Origin of the sequence: Solihabitans fulvus, assembly GCF_008386585.1 — a bacterium.
Classification (GTDB): domain Bacteria; phylum Actinomycetota; class Actinomycetes; order Mycobacteriales; family Pseudonocardiaceae; genus Solihabitans; species Solihabitans fulvus.
Map to the genome: position 1 here is coordinate 49,833 of NZ_VUOB01000093.1, position 18,003 is coordinate 67,835.

At 70.5% G+C, this 18,003-nt stretch carries 17 protein-coding genes; 13 read left to right on the top strand and 4 right to left on the bottom strand.

Translation table 11 applies throughout. From position 1 onward, the window contains the following. Positions 1 to 133: 133 nt before the first annotated feature. The 6 genes from F0L68_RS39135 (at position 134) to lipB (ending at position 6,841) form a co-directional block, all read left to right on the top strand. Positions 134 to 1,060: an SCO4651 family lipoprotein gene (locus F0L68_RS39135; protein WP_149854977.1), complete on the top strand. Its 927-nt coding sequence runs from the start codon at positions 134 to 136 to the stop codon at positions 1,058 to 1,060. A 28-nt stretch (positions 1,061 to 1,088) separates the two neighbouring features. Further along, on the top strand, positions 1,089 to 1,544 hold the full coding sequence (locus F0L68_RS39140; protein WP_149854978.1) for a hypothetical protein: 456 nt from the start codon (positions 1,089 to 1,091) through the stop codon (positions 1,542 to 1,544). 144 nt (positions 1,545 to 1,688) lie between these two features. Then, on the top strand, positions 1,689 to 1,916 hold the full coding sequence (locus F0L68_RS39145) for a hypothetical protein (RefSeq protein ID WP_149854979.1): 228 nt from the start codon (positions 1,689 to 1,691) through the stop codon (positions 1,914 to 1,916). Further along, on the top strand, positions 1,913 to 2,794 hold the full coding sequence (locus F0L68_RS39150) for a VC0807 family protein (RefSeq protein ID WP_149854980.1): 882 nt from the start codon (positions 1,913 to 1,915) through the stop codon (positions 2,792 to 2,794). The genes F0L68_RS39145 and F0L68_RS39150 overlap by 4 nt, the downstream gene beginning before the upstream one ends. A gap of 102 nt (positions 2,795 to 2,896) precedes the next feature. After that, positions 2,897 to 6,154, top strand: coding sequence for an AfsR/SARP family transcriptional regulator (locus F0L68_RS39155; RefSeq protein ID WP_188317078.1), 3,258 nt, complete (start codon positions 2,897 to 2,899; stop codon positions 6,152 to 6,154). 30 nt (positions 6,155 to 6,184) lie between these two features. Further along, on the top strand, positions 6,185 to 6,841 hold the full coding sequence (gene lipB, locus F0L68_RS39160) for a lipoyl(octanoyl) transferase LipB (RefSeq protein ID WP_149854982.1): 657 nt from the start codon (positions 6,185 to 6,187) through the stop codon (positions 6,839 to 6,841). A 65-nt stretch (positions 6,842 to 6,906) separates the two neighbouring features. Here lipB and F0L68_RS39165 read toward each other — a convergent pair whose 3' ends face one another. Beyond that, positions 6,907 to 7,557, bottom strand: coding sequence for a hypothetical protein (locus F0L68_RS39165; RefSeq protein WP_149854983.1), 651 nt, complete (start codon positions 7,555 to 7,557; stop codon positions 6,907 to 6,909). A 378-nt stretch (positions 7,558 to 7,935) separates the two neighbouring features. On the opposite strand from F0L68_RS39165, the gene F0L68_RS39170 reads away from it, so the two are divergent. Continuing rightward, positions 7,936 to 8,487 (top strand): SigE family RNA polymerase sigma factor, encoded by a 552-nt coding sequence (locus tag F0L68_RS39170; RefSeq protein WP_223199546.1) that lies wholly within the window; start codon positions 7,936 to 7,938, stop codon positions 8,485 to 8,487. Beyond that, a complete protein-coding gene (locus F0L68_RS39175; RefSeq protein ID WP_149854985.1) occupies positions 8,487 to 9,761 on the top strand; it encodes a hypothetical protein in 1,275 nt (424 codons plus the stop codon). Before F0L68_RS39170 ends, F0L68_RS39175 begins: the two co-directional genes overlap by 1 nt. A 93-nt stretch (positions 9,762 to 9,854) precedes the next feature. Here F0L68_RS39175 and F0L68_RS39180 read toward each other — a convergent pair whose 3' ends face one another. Together F0L68_RS39180 and F0L68_RS39185 are read right to left on the bottom strand one after the other, a co-directional pair. After that, positions 9,855 to 10,697 carry a ZIP family metal transporter gene (locus F0L68_RS39180; RefSeq protein ID WP_149854986.1) on the bottom strand — a complete coding sequence of 281 codons (843 nt, stop codon included), beginning with the start codon at positions 10,695 to 10,697 and terminating at the stop codon, positions 9,855 to 9,857. A gap of 522 nt (positions 10,698 to 11,219) precedes the next feature. After that, on the bottom strand, positions 11,220 to 11,516 hold the full coding sequence (locus tag F0L68_RS39185) for a hypothetical protein (protein WP_149854987.1): 297 nt from the start codon (positions 11,514 to 11,516) through the stop codon (positions 11,220 to 11,222). A gap of 115 nt (positions 11,517 to 11,631) precedes the next feature. Here F0L68_RS39185 and F0L68_RS39190 point away from each other — a divergent pair, with 115 nt between their 5' ends. Both F0L68_RS39190 and F0L68_RS39195 read left to right on the top strand, forming a co-directional pair. Then, positions 11,632 to 12,477, top strand: coding sequence for a helix-turn-helix domain-containing protein (locus tag F0L68_RS39190; protein ID WP_149854988.1), 846 nt, complete (start codon positions 11,632 to 11,634; stop codon positions 12,475 to 12,477). Positions 12,478 to 12,490: 13 nt separating this feature from the next. Continuing rightward, positions 12,491 to 12,685, top strand: a complete 195-nt coding sequence (locus tag F0L68_RS39195; RefSeq protein ID WP_188317079.1) for a DUF397 domain-containing protein — start codon at positions 12,491 to 12,493, stop codon at positions 12,683 to 12,685. Positions 12,686 to 12,762: 77 nt separating this feature from the next. On the opposite strand, the gene F0L68_RS39200 is transcribed toward F0L68_RS39195, so the two are convergent. Beyond that, positions 12,763 to 14,244, bottom strand: a complete 1,482-nt coding sequence (locus F0L68_RS39200; protein WP_149854989.1) for an MFS transporter — start codon at positions 14,242 to 14,244, stop codon at positions 12,763 to 12,765. A 123-nt stretch (positions 14,245 to 14,367) separates the two neighbouring features. Here F0L68_RS39200 and F0L68_RS39205 point away from each other — a divergent pair, with 123 nt between their 5' ends. From F0L68_RS39205 to F0L68_RS39215, 3 genes are all read left to right on the top strand, one after another. Next, positions 14,368 to 14,808: a MarR family winged helix-turn-helix transcriptional regulator gene (locus tag F0L68_RS39205; protein ID WP_149854990.1), complete on the top strand. Its 441-nt coding sequence runs from the start codon at positions 14,368 to 14,370 to the stop codon at positions 14,806 to 14,808. Positions 14,809 to 15,197: 389 nt separating this feature from the next. Beyond that, positions 15,198 to 16,442 carry a DUF6801 domain-containing protein gene (locus F0L68_RS39210; RefSeq protein ID WP_149854991.1) on the top strand — a complete coding sequence of 415 codons (1,245 nt, stop codon included), beginning with the start codon at positions 15,198 to 15,200 and terminating at the stop codon, positions 16,440 to 16,442. 73 nt (positions 16,443 to 16,515) lie between these two features. Beyond that, positions 16,516 to 18,003: an MCE family protein gene (locus tag F0L68_RS39215; RefSeq protein WP_149854992.1), complete on the top strand. Its 1,488-nt coding sequence runs from the start codon at positions 16,516 to 16,518 to the stop codon at positions 18,001 to 18,003.

Genomic DNA, 18,003 nt, shown 5'->3' on the forward strand with positions numbered 1-18,003 from the left:
TGGCGAATCTTTGGCGGCCGCCCTGACTCTGTGCCCTGGGGCAGTTGGGGTGAAGGGCGGTCACGGGCGGTCACACATCAGGAGCGGTGTGTCGCGCCGGGGATACCGCGTCAACAGGAATGAGGGGGACTACGTGAGTAGGCAGGGAATCGGCACGCGGGCGCGGCTGGCCGTCTCGGGACCCGCTGTGCTGGCCGCGTTCGCGCTGGCGGGCTGCGGCCCGACCAACGTCGGCGGCTCGGCGACGGGGAACACCGCTGGAGCAGGCGCGACACCCACGGCAAGCGGTGCGCCGGCGGAGACGAAGGAACCGCAGGACACCATGGCATCCACCGAGCCGGGCAGGGCCGACGGCGCGCTGGCCGGCGCGTCCGACGCCAGCCGCAAGGCCGGCTCGGTGAAGGCCGCTTACACGATGGAGACCGACGACGGCACGCAGTCGGTGACGATCGGTTCGGGCACCGGCGCCATCGACTTCGCCAACCACCGGTCCACGGCGGAGATGACCATGGGCGGCGGCGAGTCGGGCCGTCCGAACGCCAAGACCGTGACCGTCATGGACGGCTCGACCGCGTACCTCCAGATGGCGGTGGGCGGCGAGGGCGGCCACTGGATCAAGTTCGACCTGTCGAAGCTGGCCGGACCCGGCGGCGGCACCGACCTGAGCAACTACCTCGACCTGCTCGCCGGCGCGACCGACTCCTCGCAGGTGGGCTCCGACACGGTCCGGGGGACGGCCACGACCCACTACAAGGTCACCGTGGATCCCAAGAAGCTGCTGGACCAGCATCCCGAGCTGAAGGCGTTCTACGACTCGCTGTCGGAGCTCACCAAGAAGGTGGCCCCGAGCGCTTCGGCCGGATCCGACTCGGCGCTCGCGCCGAAACCGTACGACGTCTGGATCGACGGGAGCGGCCTGGTCGCGCGGGTGCAGTCCAGCATGAAGACGAAGTCCGAAGGCGGCAAGGACGCCACGGCCAAGGTGACCGTCGAGTACTACGACTACGGCATGCCGGTGCAGATCACCGTGCCCTCGGTGGACGAGACCCCCACGCACTGACCGGACAAGCCACGTCATGGGGGACAGAATGGTTACGCGGCAACGCTCTCGCAAGCGAGTGTGGATCGCGGCCGTCGTCGTGCCTGCGCTGGCCGGTGGCACCGTCACGTACCTGATGGTGCGCGGCAGGACGACGGCCTCCACCGAGGCGACCGCGCCGGGGCAGTGCCCTGACCTCGGCGCCGTCCCGTGCCTGTCCGACAACCCGGTCGTCGCCGTGCCGCTGGCCGGCGGTCGGCTGCGGCTGGCGTACGCGGGCGACCGCCTCGACGGCGGCCCGATCGAGCAGGCGACCAGGCACGGCTGGACGCTCGATGGGCACCACACGTACCTGCCCGACCGCGGGCTGCTGCTGCTCGGCGACGGGCGCACCCGGTCGGTGCCGGCCGCCGCCAGGACCAGCCAGGGACAGCGGACCTTGTTGGTGTGGTCGAACACGGCCAAGCCCGGCGACTACTCCTTCCACGTCACACCAACGAGTTAAACCGCTGGGTTGAGTCGTCGGGTTGAGAAAGAGGCTCCGGAATCTCCACCCCATCTCCACCGTGGGGAGGTTCTCGCCGACCAGGTCCGCTCCTAACGTCATTCCGGTGCAGACAGAGCTGCACCGTCCACAGAGGAGCGTTCCATGACGACGACAACCGCACGCGGATTCCGGATACGCCGGACCGGTCCGTGCGCGCAGCCGGCCGACGACGCCTGGCTGCGCGTCGACCAGCCGGTGTCCGGGGTCCTGCTGCCGAACGGTTCCTCGACGTGGCTGGTGACCGGCCCCGCCGAGGTCCGCTCGGTGCTCACCGACCCAGAAACAGCGCCGCGCCCGGTCGGCGCGAGCACGGTGCGGGGTGTGTCATGAGGCGACTCATCCCGCTGCTCCTGGACGTCGGGCTGTCCCCGGCGGCCTACTACGGTCTGCACGCGCTGGGCTTCGACACCTACGTCTCGCTGGTCGCGGCGACAGCGCTGGCCGCCTTACGCGTGCTGTACACGGTGCTGCGGAACAGGAGGATCGACACCGTCGCCGCCTTCATGCTCGTCTCCTACGCGTGCGGCCTCGCGCTGTCGACCCTCACCGGGGATCAGCGGTTCCTGCTGGCCAAGGACCCGGCCATGAGCACGGTGATCGGCCTGGCCATCCTGATCAGCTGCGCGTTCGGCCGTCCGGCGATGTTCGCGATCAGCAAGAAGTTCCGCGCCACCGACCCGGCCGAGGCGGCGCGCTGGGACGGGCTGTTCGAGCGGGAGGCCGGCCTACGCCGCGTGTACCTGGTGTCGTCGCTGGTCTGGGGTGCGGGCCTGATCGCGGAGTCGGTGCTGCGGATCGCGCTGATCTACCTGCTGCCGATCGATGTCACGGCGGCGCTCTCCCAGGTCGTGGAGTTCGCGGCCATCGGGCTGATCCTCGGGTGGGCCATGTGGTACCGCACGCGCCCGGGGTCGAAGGAGAGCCACGCGTTGCTGCGGGCGAACCCGACCACGGAGGGCTCGCCGCAACCGGGTTCCATGCAGCCGGACTCCATGCAGCCGGACTCCATGCAGCGGGGCTCCATGCAGCGGGGCTCCATGCAGCGGGACTCGACGCAGCGGGGCTCCATGCAGCGGGGCTCCATGCAGCGGGACTCGACGCAGCGGGGCTCCATGCAGCGGGACTCGACGCAGCGGGACTCGACGCAGCCGATCGCGCCGCACCGGGGTGCCTTACCGTTGGGTGGTCGGCCGACGGACGCGGGTTGATTGCCGGTTGATTGTCGGTGCGGTGTATCTGTGTGGGTGTCGCGGTGTCTTGTAGGGGTGACGACACCGGCCCGGGGTGTTTGGGACGCTCTAGGGGGGCGCGTGGAGTTTCGGTTGCTGGGGGCGGTCGAGGCGCACACAGGGGCCGGTGTCGTCAATCTCGGGCCACGTCAGCAGCGGCTCGTGTTGGCCGTGCTGGCGCTGGAGGTCAACCGGCTCGTGCCGGTCGACCGGCTGGTCGCCCTGGTGTGGCCGGTCTCGCCGCCGCGCACCGCCGAACACGCCATCCGGGTGTGCATCTCGCGGCTCCGCGCGATCCTGGCCGGGGCCGACGGGCGGGTCGAGTTGGTCACCCAGGGGTCGGGCTACCTGTTGCGCGCCGACCCCGCCTCGATCGACGTGCACCGCTTCCGGGCGCTGGTCGACCAGGCCAGGGAGGCGGCCACCGACGAGGACCGGCTGGCCCTGCTCGACCGGGCCGTCGGACTCTGGTCGGGGCCCGCGCTGGCCGGCGCGGCGAGTGCCCAGATCCGCGAGCAGCTCTGCCACGGGCTGGACGAGGCCCGGCTCGTGGCCGTCGAGGACCGACTCGACGCGCGGCTTCGTCTCGGCCAGCACCGTGACACCCTCGACGAGCTGACCGCCCTCGTGGACACCCATCCCACCAGGGAACGGCTGGTTGGCCAGTTGATGCTGGCCCGCTACCGCAGCGGGCAGGCCAGCGCCGCGCTCGACCTGTCCCGACAGACCAGGCAACACCTCGGCGAGGAGCTGGGCATCGACCCCGGCGCCGAGCTGCGCGACCTGGAACTGGCGATCCTGCGCAACGACCCCGTCCTCGACTGGCCGGCCGCCGCGCCGCAGGAGCAGGCCGACAACGGGCACCGGAGCCCGCCGCCGGCGCAGCTGCCGCCGGCCGTGCCCGACTTCGTCGGCCGCACCGAACTGTTGTGGCAGCTGGACGAGCTGGTCGCCCGGCCCGAGGACACCTCGGCCGTGGTGATCACCGCGATCGCCGGCACCGCCGGTGTCGGGAAGACGGCCCTCGCCGTGCGCTGGGCGCACCACGTGCGGGACCGGTTTCCCGACGGGCAGCTCTACCTAAACCTGCGCGGCTACACAAAGGCTCCGCCGCTGGCCCCGCTGCCCGCCCTCGCGCAGCTGCTGCGGGCGCTCGGCGTGGCCGCCGACCAGGTGCCCATCGACGTCGACGAGGCCGCCGGCCTGTACCGGACCCTGTTGGCGGACAAGCGGGTTCTCGTGGTACTGGACAACGTCGCCAACCCCAACCAGGTGCGTCCACTGCTGCCGGCCAGCCCCGGCTGCCTGGTGGTGATCACCAGCCGTGACCGGCTCGCCGGGCTGGTCGCCAGGGAGGGCGCCCGCCGCATCACCGTCGACGTCCTCGCGCCCGAGGAGTCGCGGGCGCTGCTCACCGGGATCCTTGGCGCGCGGCGGGTCGCGGACGAACCGTCGGCCGTCGCGGAGCTCGCCGGGCGGTGCGCGCACCTGCCGATCGCGTTGCGCATCACCGCCGCCAACCTGACCAACGACCCGCACCGCAGGATCGCCGACTACCTCGCCGAGCTGGACGCGAGCAATCTGTTGTCCGCCATGGAGATCGACGGCGACGAGGACGCGGCCGTCCGCGCCACCTTCGACCTGTCCTACACGGCGTTGCGGCCCGAGGCGCAGCGGCTGTTCCGGCTGCTCGGCCTCGTGCCGGGCGCGGACTTCACTCCGCAGGCCGCCGCCGCGCTCGCCGACGGCACGCAGGGGCAGGCCCGCACGCTGCTCGACCAGCTGGCCGGCGCGCACCTCATCGACGCGCACGGCCCCGGCCGGTACGCGTTCCACGACCTGCTTCGCCGCTACGCGCGGGACCGCGCCGACGACACCGACAGCGCCGACGATCGTGCCGAGGCGGTCGGCAGGCTCGCCGACTTCTACCTGCGCCACACCGACGCCGCGGCCCGGCTGCTGTACCCCGAGAAGGTGCGGTTGCCGATCCCCGGCGCCGCCGGGACCGCGTTCCGCGACCACCGCGAGGCCGTCGCGTGGCTGGACGCCGAACGCGGCAACCTGATCGCCGCCGTCACCGACGCGGCCGGCGACGGCCGCCGCGAGTCCGCGTGGCTGCTCGGCAACGCGCTGCGCGGATACCTGGAGCTGCGCAGGTACAACGTCGACGGGCTGGCCGTGGCGCGGGTCGCGCTCGCCGCCGCGGACACCGAGGGCGACCTGCGCGCCCGCACGGCCCTGCGCCTGGACCTCGGCCGCGCGCACGCGTTCGCCGGGTTCCTCGACGAGGCCGCGGAGCACTACACGGCGGCGCTCGCGCTCAGCCGGCGGGCCGAGTGGCCCGACGGTGAGGCGGACGCGCTGGCCCGCGTCGCGCACACGCGCTGGGAGGACGGGCAGCGCGACGTCGGCATCGCGTGTTACGAGCAGGCGCTGGAGATCAACCGGCGCATCGACCGGACGGCTGGCCAGGCCAACAACCTGAACAACCTCGGCGTGCTGCGCTGGCAGCTCGGCCAGTTCGCGGCGGCCGTCGAGTGCGCGGACCGGGCGATGGAGCTATACCGCCAGGTCGGGTCGCCGGTCGGGGTGGGCATGTCGTTGCTGAACCTCGGCGAGTACCGCAGGGAGCTTGGCGAGTTGCGGCTGTCCGTCGACCACCTGACCTCGGCGCTCGGGCTGATCAGGCAGATCGGCGACCGGCACGGGGAGGCCATCACCCTGTGCGCCCTCGCCACGACCTATCGGGACCTCGGCCGGCAGCGGGAGGCGATGGAGTGCGCCGAGGCGGCGCTCGCCTGCGAGACGGGCGACCGGCCCGCGGAGGCCGAGACCCTCAGCGTGCTCGGCACCATCCACTTCCGCCTCGGCGAGTACCAACGGGCCGTCGACCGACACCGCAACGCGTTGCGGGTGTCCGTGGAGGTGAACTGGTTGCGCGGCAAGGTGCGCGCGCTGCTGGGGCTCGCCGAGTGCGCGCTGGTCGCCGGGCGGGCCGAGGACGCCGTCGACCACATCAGGGACGTGCTGACCCAGCTCGACGGAACCGGGTTTCGCGCCTTCGATGGCGAGGCGAGGACGGCCCTTGCCAGGGCGTTCCTGGCGCAGGGCAACCGCGATCTCGCCGCGCGCCACGCCAGGGACGCGCTGCTCATCCACGCGCAGACCGGTCAGCTGCTGTTGCAGGCGCACGCCCTGTACGTGCTGGGCCTGGCCGCCGAGGGCACGACGGCGGCCCTGTCCTACCTGCGGGACGCGCACGCGCTGTTCGTCGACATCGGGGCTCCGGAGGCGAGACGGCTGGAAACCCTGCTGCGTCAACACCACCAGCACACCTGAGCGCCGGCCGGCGCGGCATAGGGTGGGCACATGAGTGATCCGCTCGCGTGGGTCGACCTCGGCGAGACGCCGTACCGGGGGTCGCTGGAGCTGATGCGGCGGTGGGTGCGGGAACGGCAGGACGGGCTGGTCGGGGACCGGCTGTTCCTGCTGAGCCACCCGCCGGTGATCACCTACGGGCCCAGGACGCCACGGGGCGACCTGCCGGCGGAGTCCTCGGCGCTGTCGGTCGTCGAGGTGGATCGCGGCGGGCAGGCGACCTACCACGGGCCGGGGCAGCTGATCGGCTACCTGATCATGAACGTGCGCGGCGGCGGCCCGGCGGATGTGGTGCGCTGGCTGGAGAACGGCCTGATCGAGGCGCTCGGCGCGCTCGGGTTCTCCGCGAAGCGACGCGACACCCCGCGCGGCTCGCCGAGCCTGGTCGGGGTGTGGACCGAGGACCACTGCAAGATCGCGTCGATCGGCATGCGGATCAGGGGCGGCGTGACCAGCCACGGCTTCGCCCTCAACGTGTCTCCTGACCTCGCGGCGTTCGCCGGCTTCGTCCCGTGCGGCCTTGACGACGTGACCATGACGTCCCTGGCGCACCTGGCGGAGGAGCGGGGAGCCGAGGCGCCGACCGACGCGACGGTCCGCGCCGCCGTGGCCGAGGCCCTCGGCGCGGTTCGCGCCGCAGCCGCCTAGACCGCCGCCTAGACCGCCGCCTAGACCGCCGCCGCCTAGACCGCCGCCGCTTAGACCGCAGCCACTTAGACAGCCGCCGGTTGGTCGCCGTGCGCCGAGACGTCCGCGCCGGCCACGGCGTCGGCGAAGATCTGCCGTCGCGTCGGGTCCTTGCGCACGGTCCGGCTGACCTCCAGGTGCAGGAACACCCAGCCGTGCTCGGCGGCGACCTGTCCCTGCACGTTGCGGGTGCCCTCCAGCTGGCCGCACCGGCCGGTCCACGTCCGGCAGGTGACCAGGCCGGCCACCTCCAGCGTGTCGCCGACCCGCCGCGCGGCCGGTCCGACCTCGCCAGCGCCTGGCGAGAGCACGACATCGGTGTCGGGCATGCTCTGGTCGTCGAAGCCGTGCAGCTGGAGCTGCGGCAGACCCCGCCCGGCGAACTCCACCGCCGCCGAGTGGAACAGCGAGTCCTCCTGGTGGGCGACGTCCCCGGCGCCGTCGTCCACCCTGCGGTGCGTGCCCGACAGCAGCAGCAGCGACCCGGCGCTCCTGCGGTACAGTTGCACGCCGAGCTGCTCGGTGTCGAGGTCGGAGTTGGGGTGCGGCACCTCGATCAGCCTGCGCGCCGCCGCGGCGAGGTCCACCAGCAGCAGCCCCCACCCGCGCTCGGCCCCCGGCTCGCTGGCCGCCATGGCGTAGGGCCGTCCGGTGACCGAATCCGTCCCAGTGCCCACCGTGAAACCGAGCGGGCCGAGCGCGCGGGACGCGCCTGCCAGCCCGGCCGATCCGCCGGCCAGCGCGCGGAACCCGGCCAGTGCCTCGCCGCGCTCCCGGTCGGTCGGCGGTCGGTACGGCGCGTAGGGACGCAGCGCGGCGGCGTAACGGCCGAGGTGTCTGGCCAGGTCGGCGTCCTGTGCGACGGCGGGACGTCCGACTGGAGTGTCCGATCGGGTCGCGTACAGGGTGACTCTCCAACTCCGGCGACAGTGACGACAACGGCCAACACAATAGTCAGTCGGCGTCCGCGCGCCGAGAATCACTGCGAACCGGACATATCCGCCCGTTCATGATCCGTCATGCAACCCCGCCGAGCCCGATTGTGTGTATCCCTCGTGAGTCCACGTAACTCCAGTGACGACGACGAATTCCGTCGGTTCGCCACAGCCGCGATCGCCCCGCTCGGGCGGCTCGCACACGCGCTGTGCGGGGATCGACACCTCGCCGAAGACCTGGTCCAGACCTGCCTGATCAAGGTGCATCTGGCCTGGCCGAGGATTCGGCACCCGGAGTCCGTCGACGCCTACGTCCGCAAGGTGCTGCTGCGCTGCTGGCTCAACGAGCAGCGGCGGCCGTGGCGTCGCTCGGAGAACCGCAACGGCGAACTGCCGGACGCGGCCGACGAGTCCGCCGACCCCGGTCGACGGATGGGTTCGCACGACACCCGGGAACTGCTTCGTCTCGCACTGGCCGAGGTCCCGCCACGACAACGCGCCGCGGTCGTCCTGCGCTACTGGTCACAGCTTTCGGTGACCGAGACCGCAGCCGCTATGCGGTGTTCAGAGGGGACTGTCAAAAGCCAGGCCGCCAGGGGTGTCGAAGCCCTTCGTGCGGCGCTACAGCGTCGTGGCGTCGATGACAGCCACGCCGCGTTGAGGAGTTACTGATGCACAAGGACGAAGTCGCGGTGGACCTGTCGCGGTTGGTCGACAACGAGTTCACTCCGCATGTCGACCTCGACGACGTGATCGCGACCAGCGTGCGCCGGAAGCGGCGCAGGAGGGCGATCACCGGCACCGCCCTCGGCACGGTCGGCCTGGTCGCCGGCCTGCTGATCGCTACCACGATCGTCGGCAGGCACCAGCAGACCGAGGTGGGAGCGGCCGCCAAGGCCGGGTGGACCGTGGTGGACACCAGCAAGTACGGCCAGACGATCGTACCGACGTCCGGTCGCGGAATCGCGGCCGTCAGCGCCTCGGACGTGTGGACACTCGGCACCAGGAACAAGGGTGACGACGCCACCGTCGCGCTGCACTGGGACGGCCACAGGCTGAGCGAGTTCGAGCTGCCGCACGGCCAGTACTTCGCGCTAGCGGCGGTGTCGTCCAACGATGTGTGGGCGGTCGGCGGCAACCCGCCCGTCGCCGGCACCTTCCCGGACAGCCTGATCGCGCACTGGGACGGCCACCAGTGGAGCCAGGTCCCCAGCCCTCGGATGCCGGCCGGGGCACACATGGCCGGTCTGTTGGGCGTGGCGGCGGTGTCGTCCAACGATGTGTGGGCCGTCGGCTCCATCATGACGGATGCCGCGCTGGTCTCGTTCGCCGTGCACTGGGACGGCACGCAGTGGCGGCTCTCCGACGTTCCGTCCAGCGCGGGCGGGGGCATTTTCGCGATCTCCGCGCGGGCCACCAACGACGTGTGGGCGGCAGCGGGCACAGGTGTGGGCAAGTACTGGACGGTCCAGAAGCTGTTGCACTGGAACGGTCAGACGTGGTCCACCGTGCCGAGTCCGTGGGCGTCGGCTCCGAACTTTTTGGACGCCGTTCGCGGAATCGTCGCGGTTGGCGCGAACGAGGTGTGGATCTACGGGGACAAACTGAACGAACCGGATCGGGCTCTCTCGGCCGCGCGCTGGGACGGCGGTCAGTGGCGGGAGGTGCCGATTCCTGACGCCCAACCGGGCTCGGACGGCGTGCAGACGACGGTGGACGGCCGAGGTGGGCTCGTCCTCGGGCTGGCCATGCGGCGCAACGGCGGTGCCATCGATCACTGGTCCGGTGGACGGTGGCTCGCCGCACCGGCACTGGACACGTCCGTCTCCGTGGCGGGGCTTGCCATGGTTCCCGGCACCGACACGCTGTGGGTGCTGGGAAACCAGCGGCTCGAAGACGGCTCGCCGGGCCCGCTGTACCTGGCGTTCCGGTCGCTGTCGAAGTGACGCGTGTCCGGTGCGGCTCCGCGAGCGGGCGGGGCCGCACCGGGCGCGTCAGTACTCAGCTGCCGGTGGCGGAGTTCAGCTGCGTGACGGAGTTCAGCTGCCGGCGGCGGTGAGCACGAAGTCCGTGGCGAAGCCGGCGAACAGGCCGGCCAGCAGGCCCCAGTACAGCAGCCTCGGCCGGCCGAGCTTCGCGCCGACGCCGAGCAGCTGCACCACGACGTAGAGGATCGAGCCCGCGGCCAGCGCGAGGAACGCCAGGTAGAGCCAGTCGTTGTCGACGGACTGGCCCAGCAGCGTGCCGAGCAGGGTCGGGCCGCCGCCGATCAGGCCGGTCAGCGCGAGGAAGCCCCAGCTCGGCCGGACACTGGTGGCGGCGAGCGGGGCGACGATGCCGAAGCCCTCGGTGGCGTTGTGCAGTGCGAAGCCGACGATGAGCAGCACGGCGAGACTGATCTCGCCCTTGACCGCAGACTGCCCGATGGCCAGGCCCTCGGAGAAGTTGTGCAGCCCGATGCCCACCGCGATCAGCATGGACAGCCGGCGCGCGGCGACGGCCGGGTCGTTCGGGTGGCCTGTCAGGTCGGCCGCCGTCGTGGTGCCGGGGCCGCCCGCCCGCGTGGCCCTGCGCTTGGTCCACTGCTCGTAGTACACGAGGCTCAGCACACCGATCGCGAGCCCCAGCGCGAACACCGTCGCGAGCCCGGCGAACTCACCCCAACCGCCCTGACCGCCCTTGGCTGAGGTCAGCGCCTTGGTCACCGGCTCGACCGCGTGGGTGAGGACGTCCCACAGCAGGAACAGCAGCACGCCGGTCGCCGACGCGTTGAGGAATGCGCGCAGGCCGAGGGCCGGGCGACGCAGGCGACCGATCGGCAGGCCGAGGAAGATCGTGAACCCGGCGACGGCGCCGAGGATCGCGATGTTGGTCGAGCTCATGACGGCTCCAGTGACTGATCATTTGTGCTGATTGGCGCGATGGCAGCAGGCTAGGCAAGCCTTGCCTTATGGACAAGCCTGAGATGTCCGCCACCGGTGGCGAGGTCCGACTTGTCCGCAAAGCCCGGCCGCCGACCACGTCACACCGTCCCGCACTCCGCACCGATCACATCCATCCACCCGCCGGCCGACCCCCGCCGGGCTGCCGCTGTTGGCGGACTGGGCGGTGCTGCAACTCGCCGCTGATGGACCTCATCCTGCGGGCCTGCCGGGACGCGGGTTCGAGTCGGTGCCGGCACGTCGTCCGATTTCTTGCGGGACACCTTCGCGACGACCTGCTGGGGAACTCTCATGTGGACGGTCGCCTACGCCTCGCACGCTCGCAACAGCGCAGTCCCATGGCCACGTTCCTGCTCGCGGTGCATACCGCCGACAATCGATTGGTCGCCCGCGTCCTCTGTCACCGTGACATCGGGGCGACAGGTTCGCGCTCGCCGTCAAGGTGGCGCAGGAAGGTCATTGTCACGGCGTCGCGGGAGGTGTTGTGAGCCAAACCAGTTTTGCGTCGGCATACCTGCCTTGACTCCTGAGCAGGGCGGCAGCGGAGTCCGAACTCCATGTTTCGTGCGGCCCCATCCACAGCACGGCCCTGCCTTGGCGCGTGAACTCCATGCCCCAGCCGAGGAACTCCAGGTCAACGTCGCCCTCGAACAGTGGTTCGCGGTACACCCCGTACAGCGCGAAGAGGCGGGGGCAGTCTGTTCGGGCTTCCTCGTCCAGTAGACGCAACAGGCGGTTGGTGTCTTCTTGGTTCTCCACTGTCGCTCCTTCACCCGACGTGCCGATGTGCGAAATCTAGCGCAAAACGTTTCGCAATATGAATTACACGATCGAGCGAATGCCCCAGCTCGCTGAGTGCGGAATGATCTGCGCCATGACGACGCGGAACGATCCTTCGGCCCTGCGCTGGTTGATCGGTGTCGAGTTGACCAACTTCCGGAAGCAGGCGAACTCCACGCCGACTCAGGTCCTGGAGGCAACGGGAATCTCCAAGTCGAAGTTGAGCAGCATGGAGAACGGGCGATACCAACAGCACCCGGACGACATGGCCAAGCTGCTGCACCTCTACGGCGCGGAGCGCCGCGACGTCGACCGGTTGGCTTCGTTGGCGGGTAGCGCTGAAGGCAGAACCTGGTGGGCGCCTTGGTCCAACGTCGTCGCGGACTGGTTCAAGACCTTTGTGGGACTGGAGGGGCTCGCCGAGGCCGAGTTCGTCTTCCAGCCGATGGTGCTGCCAGGCTTGCTACAGACCGAGGAATACGCGGAGTCCATCACCGAGTCAACTGGCTTCGTTCGCCGCGATCACAGTGATCGGTTCGCATCGTTCCGGGTGGCCCGCGCCAAGCGGCTCATCGAGCCGGAGCCGTTGCGGCTACATGCGGTCATCGGCGAAGCCGCCCTGCGGTTGAGAGTTGGCAGTCCAGAGACCCGTCGCGCGCAGCGTGAGCATCTGATCAGACTCGCCAGGCAACCCAACATCACCATCCAGGTGCTTCGTCCCGAGGATGGCCCGCACACCGCTGGCACAGGATCGTTCGTGGTGCTCGACTTTGCCCAGGCGCAGTCCATTGCCTACGCGGAGCACCTGGACGGAGCCGTCTACGGCCAGGATCAGGATGACGTGCGGACGTATAAAATGGCAGCGGAGAATGTGCAGTCGGTCGCTGCCGCGCCCGACAAGTCCCTCTCGCTGATCAGGGCGCTGGCCGGCGGGAGTTAGCCCGGAGGCCCCTGTGTCCCCACACGACCTGTCCGCCGCTCGGTGGATCAAGAGCAGTCGCAGCACCAACAATGGCGAGTGTGTCGAGGTGGCCTACGTCCAGGGTCGGATGGTCGCAAGGGACTCCAAGAACCCCGCTGGCGGCGTACTGACCTTTCCGGCCATCGCCTGGCGCGCTTGGCTGTCTGCGCTCACCGTCGACAAGTAGCCGCTTCCGTTGCGCGCCAACGCGATGCCTTGGGCGAAAGATCAGCCCAAGGCATCGCGTTGGCAGTGTGAACGCGGTCAGGCGTTGGCAGGCTCCGGCAGCGCGACCTTTGGGTCGGCCACTCGCGGGGAGTGCGTGCGGCGCAGGCCGAGCAGTGCGACGGGAACCACCAACAGCAGTGCCACGCAGGCGATGCCGAAGGCGAGCGTGAACTGGCTCTCGGCAGGCGGGGCCGGCACGCCGGGCGGAAGGTGGGGCACCGCAACGGTTTTCGACGCGAGCAGCGTGGTGATGATCGCGCTGCCGATCGAGCTGCCGACCGACCGGGAGATCGAGTTGAGCGCGTTGGCGATGCCGGTCTGGTGGTGCTCGACACCGGCCACGATGAGCGCGGGCATGGCCGCGTAGCCGAAGCTGATCGCGATGCCGATGGCCACCCCGCCGCCGATCACCGACGCGGTGGTGTCGTGCGCGACGACGAGCCAGCCGAACCCTGCGGCGCCGATGACGGCGCCGATGGCCAGCGTCGTCCGCGCGCCGATGCGCCGCACCAGCACGCCGCCGATCGGCGAGGCGAGCAGCGACACCAGCGTGCTCGGCAGCAGGTACTCGACCGAGGCGCGCAGCACCGACGCGCCGAACCCGTAGCCCGCGACCTTCGGCGGCATCTGCACCAGGTAGGACACGCCGAGGAACTGGGCGAACATCGCGAAGCCGACGAGCAGGCCGGCGACGTTGGTGAACAGCACCGGCAGGTGCGTGAACATCCGCAGGTCGACCATGGGGTCGCTGACCTTGCGCTCGACCAGCACCCACAGCGCGGCCATCAGCACGGCCCCGACGGAGCAGCCGATCGTGGCGGCGGAGCCCCAACCCCACTGGTGGCCCTGCGAGATGGGCAGCAGCAGGAGCACGAGGAACCCGCCGAGGGTCAGCGCGCCGAGCACGTCGATTCGGCCGCCGCTGCGGGTGCGGCTGGCGGGCACCAGCGCGACGACGGCGAGCAGCGCGAGGACGGTGAGGCCGGCGGAGAGCCAGAACACCGGCTGGTAGCTGGCGTCGCTGCCCTGGGTGAGCAGGCCGGTGGTGACGAGCGAGACGCCGCCGCCGATCGCGAGCGTGCCGCTGACCAACGCCATCGCGCCGTGCAGCCGCTCGTGCGGCAGTTCCTCGCGCAGCACCGACAGGGCCAGCGGGAAGATCGCGATGCCGGCGCCCTGGAGCACCCTGCCGATGATCAGCCACGACAGCGAGTCGGTGGCCGCCGCGAGCACCGAGCCCGCGACCAGCACCACAAGGACGCCGACGAGGGTGGGCTTCTTGCCGTGCTGGTCGCCGAACCGGCCGAGCAGCGGGGTGAACACGGCCGCGGACAGCAGGGACGCGGTGGTCACCCAGCCGGCCCCGGCGGCCGTGGTGCCCAGCTTGTGCTGGATCAGCCCGAGGATCGGCACGACCTGGGTCTGGGTCATCGAGACGACCATGGCGGCTAGCCCGACCGCGAGGATGACGGCCGTGCCCCTGGCTCGGGACGCGGGCGATGGCGCTGTGGATGTCATCGGGGAGCTCTCTACGAGACGGAATGCTTGAGCGATTCGAAGCTTGAGCCATTCAAGTGAATGTGTGCACAGTACAACCGGAGGAACTTGAGCCTGTCAAGTACCTGGCGTACCTTCGGTGGCATGTCACAGGCGTCAGCACCGGCCGCGCCGAGCACGGCGGAGCTCATGGGGACCGTCGCAATGTTCTGTCGGGGCTACGTCCAGGACTTCGCGGAGGCCTCCACCAGCCTGGACCTGACGTCCACCCAGGCCAAGGCGCTCGCGCTGCTCGGCGAGCCGACGGCGATGGGCGAGCTGGCCGACCGGCTGTCCTGCGACGCGTCCAACGCCACGCTGCTCGTCGACCGTCTCGAACGGCGCGGGCTCGTCGAGCGGCACGCCGACCGCGCCGACCGGCGCGTGAAGAAGGTCGTCGCGACCGCCGAGGGCAACAAGGTCGCCGCGCAGGTCCGCGAGCGAATGCAGGCCACCATTGCCGCGTTGGACGCCCTCGGTCCCGAGGATCGTCGCACGCTGCACGACCTGCTCGACCGGTTGTGCTCGGTGCTCCAGGGGAATTAGGCCGGAGTCCGCTGTTTGCGGAGCAGTCCTGGAATCATCTCGATTGCGACCGCCTTTTCGGCGGCTATTAGTTGGGAAACCGCACGGCGGGAATTCGGCCGAGTGGCGGCCGTCGCGTGCGTGACGTGGCCCGCGGCGGCGCCGGTCGGGACCGCTCGGCGCTCATGATCGCTCAGGGTCACGAACTGGATCTCCTTCAGTGTGTCTGACCTGTGAAAACAGTCAACTTACCTACTTGAAAGTAGTAAACGGTGCGTAGCGGCAATCGGGTGATGAGCCCCTTGGTTACCCTTGACTGCCCCTTTGGCCGGTGGTAGGACCAGGCCGGGCCACGCTTAGTTCTCTCCGCAAGTCATGATCGGCTTTCTCGCTGAAGAGGAGCGACGTCAATGGCCAAGAGAACATGGTGGAGGCAGTGGGGAATTGTTGCCGGAGGTGTGTTGGTCGCGGCGCTGGCCGTGGTGCCGACCGCCGGCGCGGCACCCGTCTCACCGGCCGTGCCGGCTGGAGCGGAAATCGGGCAGGTCAATTTCCCGTTCTCCTGCACAATGCCCATCATCGGCACCCAGACCGTCAATGTCGGGCTGAGCGGCACGCTCACCTCGCAGCTCGGCTCCGGGCAGCAGTTCTACCTGTCCGACGGCGCCGGCACCCTGACCATCCCGGCGAACGTGGTCAACCTGATCGCCGCGCTCGGCGCCGACTCGATGAGCGGCACCGTCAACACCCTCCAGATCACCGCGACCGGCGCGACACCCGCCAGCCTGGACGCGGCCAACGGCACCCCCATCGTCATCCCGTCCACCAAGCTCGTCGCCGACCAGCCCGTGGTGCTCCCGCTGCCTGCTGACGGCCTGCTGACGGTCGGCCCGTATACCGCGGGCACCAGCGGCATCGCCAACCTCGGCGTCGGCGGCTCCACCGCCACGATCAACCTCGCCGACGCATCCGGCAACCCCGTGCTGTACCCGCTCGACGTCACCTGCGACGCGCCGAACCCGACCGTGTCGCTGGCCGCCGTCAACATCGGCGGACCGGCGGGGCTGCCGCCTGCCCAGCCGTCCACCGGCGCGCGGGCCGTGTTCGGCGACATCCCGCTCGGCAGCCTCACCGGCAGCGTCAATCTGCCGCTGTCCTGCACCGTCAGCGGCCTTGGCTCGCAGGACATCTCCGGGACGCTCACCGGCACCTTCGCCAGGGTCGTGCCCGGCGGCAGCCAGTTCTCGATCACCGGCGGCGGCGGCTCGCTCAACTACTCGGCCTCCGCAGTGAACGCCATCCTCGCGCAGTACCCGACGGCCACCACCGCGAGCGGCAGCCTGACCGACTTCGAGGTGCAGGCCGACAACGCCACCCCGGCATCGGTCAACGCGGCCAGCCCGGCGATCGCCGTCGGCCAGACCGCGCTGACGGCGGGCCAGGCCGCGAGCGTGCCCATCCCGTCGGGCACCGACACGCTCACCATCGGCCCGTTCACCGCGGGACCGAGCGGCGGCCAGGTCACCCTCTCGGCCGGTAGCTCCGGCGGCACCATCACGGTGCAGGACGCCGGCGGGACCACGCTCGGCTCGGCGCAGATCTCCTGTGCCACACCGAATCCGAGGGTCGCACTGAGCCAGATCTCCATCTCCTGACAGCTCGTGAGTGGAAACTGCCGTCGCAGCGCCAGTTTCCACTCACGAGCCCCCCGGTAACGAGGAGGCCGAGATGGGATCGGGGATGGCACGCCTGCGCCGCAGGCTGCTCGGCATCGCGTTCATCGCGGTGATCGCCGCGTTCCTCGCGTTGACCATGGCGCTGTACCGGCACGCGTTCACGCCGGTCGTCGCGGTGACCGTCCGCACCGCCAGCGCGGGCAACCAACTGCTGACCGGCTCGGACGTGAAGGTGCGCGGGGTGGTCGTCGGCGAGGTCCGGTCCATCACCTCGACCGGCGCGGGCGCCGAGCTCGGGCTCGCGCTGCAACCCGACAAGGTCGCCATGATCCCGGCCAACGTCACCGCGCGGCTGCTGCCCAAGTCGCTGTTCGGCGAGCGGTACGTGGACCTGGAGATCCCGCAGCAGCGCGCTGCGGGCCATCTCGCGGCGGGCGACATCATCGACCAGGACAGGTCTGCGGCGGCGATCGAGGTGCAGCGGCTGCTCGACGACCTCATGCCCACCCTCCAGGCGGTGCAGCCGCAGAAGCTGTCGACCACGCTGACGGCGATCGCGCAGGCCCTGGACCACCGGGGCCGGCCGCTCGGCGAGTCCCTGACCCAGCTCGGCGCCTACCTCGGCAGGCTCGATCCCGAACTGCCCACCCTCGCGCACGACCTCGGCCGCCTCGGCGAGGTCGCCGACACCTACACCGCGGCCGCGCCGGACTTCGTGCGGGCGCTGTCCGACCTCGCCGTCACCAGCCAGACGGTCGCGGAGCAGCGCGACCACCTGCGCGACCTGCTCGGCACGCTGACCGGCACCGCGCAGGACCTGCGGAACTTCCTGGACACCAACGAGAACAACCTCATCGAGGTGTCCGCGACCGGTCGGCCGACGCTGGAACTCCTGGCGACCTACTCCGACGAGTACCCGTGCTTCCTCGCCGGCATGGCGGCGCTGGCGCCCAAGGTGGACAAGGCGTTCGGCAAGGACACCACGACACCGGGACTGCACGTCGACCTCAAGGTGAAGCCGAGCAAGCGCGGCAAGTACCTGCCCGGCGCGGAGGCCCCGCAGTACGCCGACCGGCGCGGGCCACGGTGCTATCCAACGGACCCGGCCAACGCCCCCATCGCGCAGGACCCGCCGGACGGCCCCATCCAGGACGGCAGCATCCACACCACCACGACACCGCCGCCGACGACCACGAAACCGACCACCACCACGAAGCCGACCACGACGACGAAGCCAACGACCACAACGAAACCCACGACCACCACCACTAAACCCACGACCACCACGGCGAAACCGACGACCACCACGCGGCCGAAGCCCGCGTCCGCCGACGACAGCGGCACCAGCGAGAGCGTCACGAGCCCGCAGGCGGTGATCGGCCAGATCGGCGGGCTCGGGGTGCCGAACTCCGCGCCGGAGCGGGACTTCCTCGCGCAGCTGCTGGCGCCCGTCCTCGATCTGCCGCCTGCCGACGTCCCGCAGTGGAGCGGCCTGTTGCTCGGTCCGCTGCTGCGCGGCCAGGAGGTGACGCTGGGATGA

Bases quoted from the DNA above. Each gene is read 5' to 3' on its own strand.
- F0L68_RS39140 (WP_149854978.1), top strand. From the start codon at position 1,089: ATGGTTACGCGGCAACGCTCTCGCAAGCGAGTGTGGATCGCGGCCGTC.
- F0L68_RS39145 (WP_149854979.1), top strand. From the start codon at position 1,689: ATGACGACGACAACCGCACGCGGATTCCGGATACGCCGGACCGGTCCG.
- F0L68_RS39150 (WP_149854980.1), top strand. From the start codon at position 1,913: ATGAGGCGACTCATCCCGCTGCTCCTGGACGTCGGGCTGTCCCCGGCG.
- lipB (WP_149854982.1), top strand. From the start codon at position 6,185: ATGAGTGATCCGCTCGCGTGGGTCGACCTCGGCGAGACGCCGTACCGG.
- F0L68_RS39175 (WP_149854985.1), top strand. From the start codon at position 8,487: ATGCACAAGGACGAAGTCGCGGTGGACCTGTCGCGGTTGGTCGACAAC.
- F0L68_RS39180 (WP_149854986.1), bottom strand. From the start codon at position 10,697: ATGAGCTCGACCAACATCGCGATCCTCGGCGCCGTCGCCGGGTTCACG.
- F0L68_RS39190 (WP_149854988.1), top strand. From the start codon at position 11,632: ATGACGACGCGGAACGATCCTTCGGCCCTGCGCTGGTTGATCGGTGTC.
- F0L68_RS39200 (WP_149854989.1), bottom strand. From the start codon at position 14,244: ATGACATCCACAGCGCCATCGCCCGCGTCCCGAGCCAGGGGCACGGCC.
- F0L68_RS39205 (WP_149854990.1), top strand. From the start codon at position 14,368: ATGTCACAGGCGTCAGCACCGGCCGCGCCGAGCACGGCGGAGCTCATG.
- F0L68_RS39210 (WP_149854991.1), top strand. From the start codon at position 15,198: ATGGCCAAGAGAACATGGTGGAGGCAGTGGGGAATTGTTGCCGGAGGT.
- F0L68_RS39215 (WP_149854992.1), top strand. From the start codon at position 16,516: ATGGGATCGGGGATGGCACGCCTGCGCCGCAGGCTGCTCGGCATCGCG.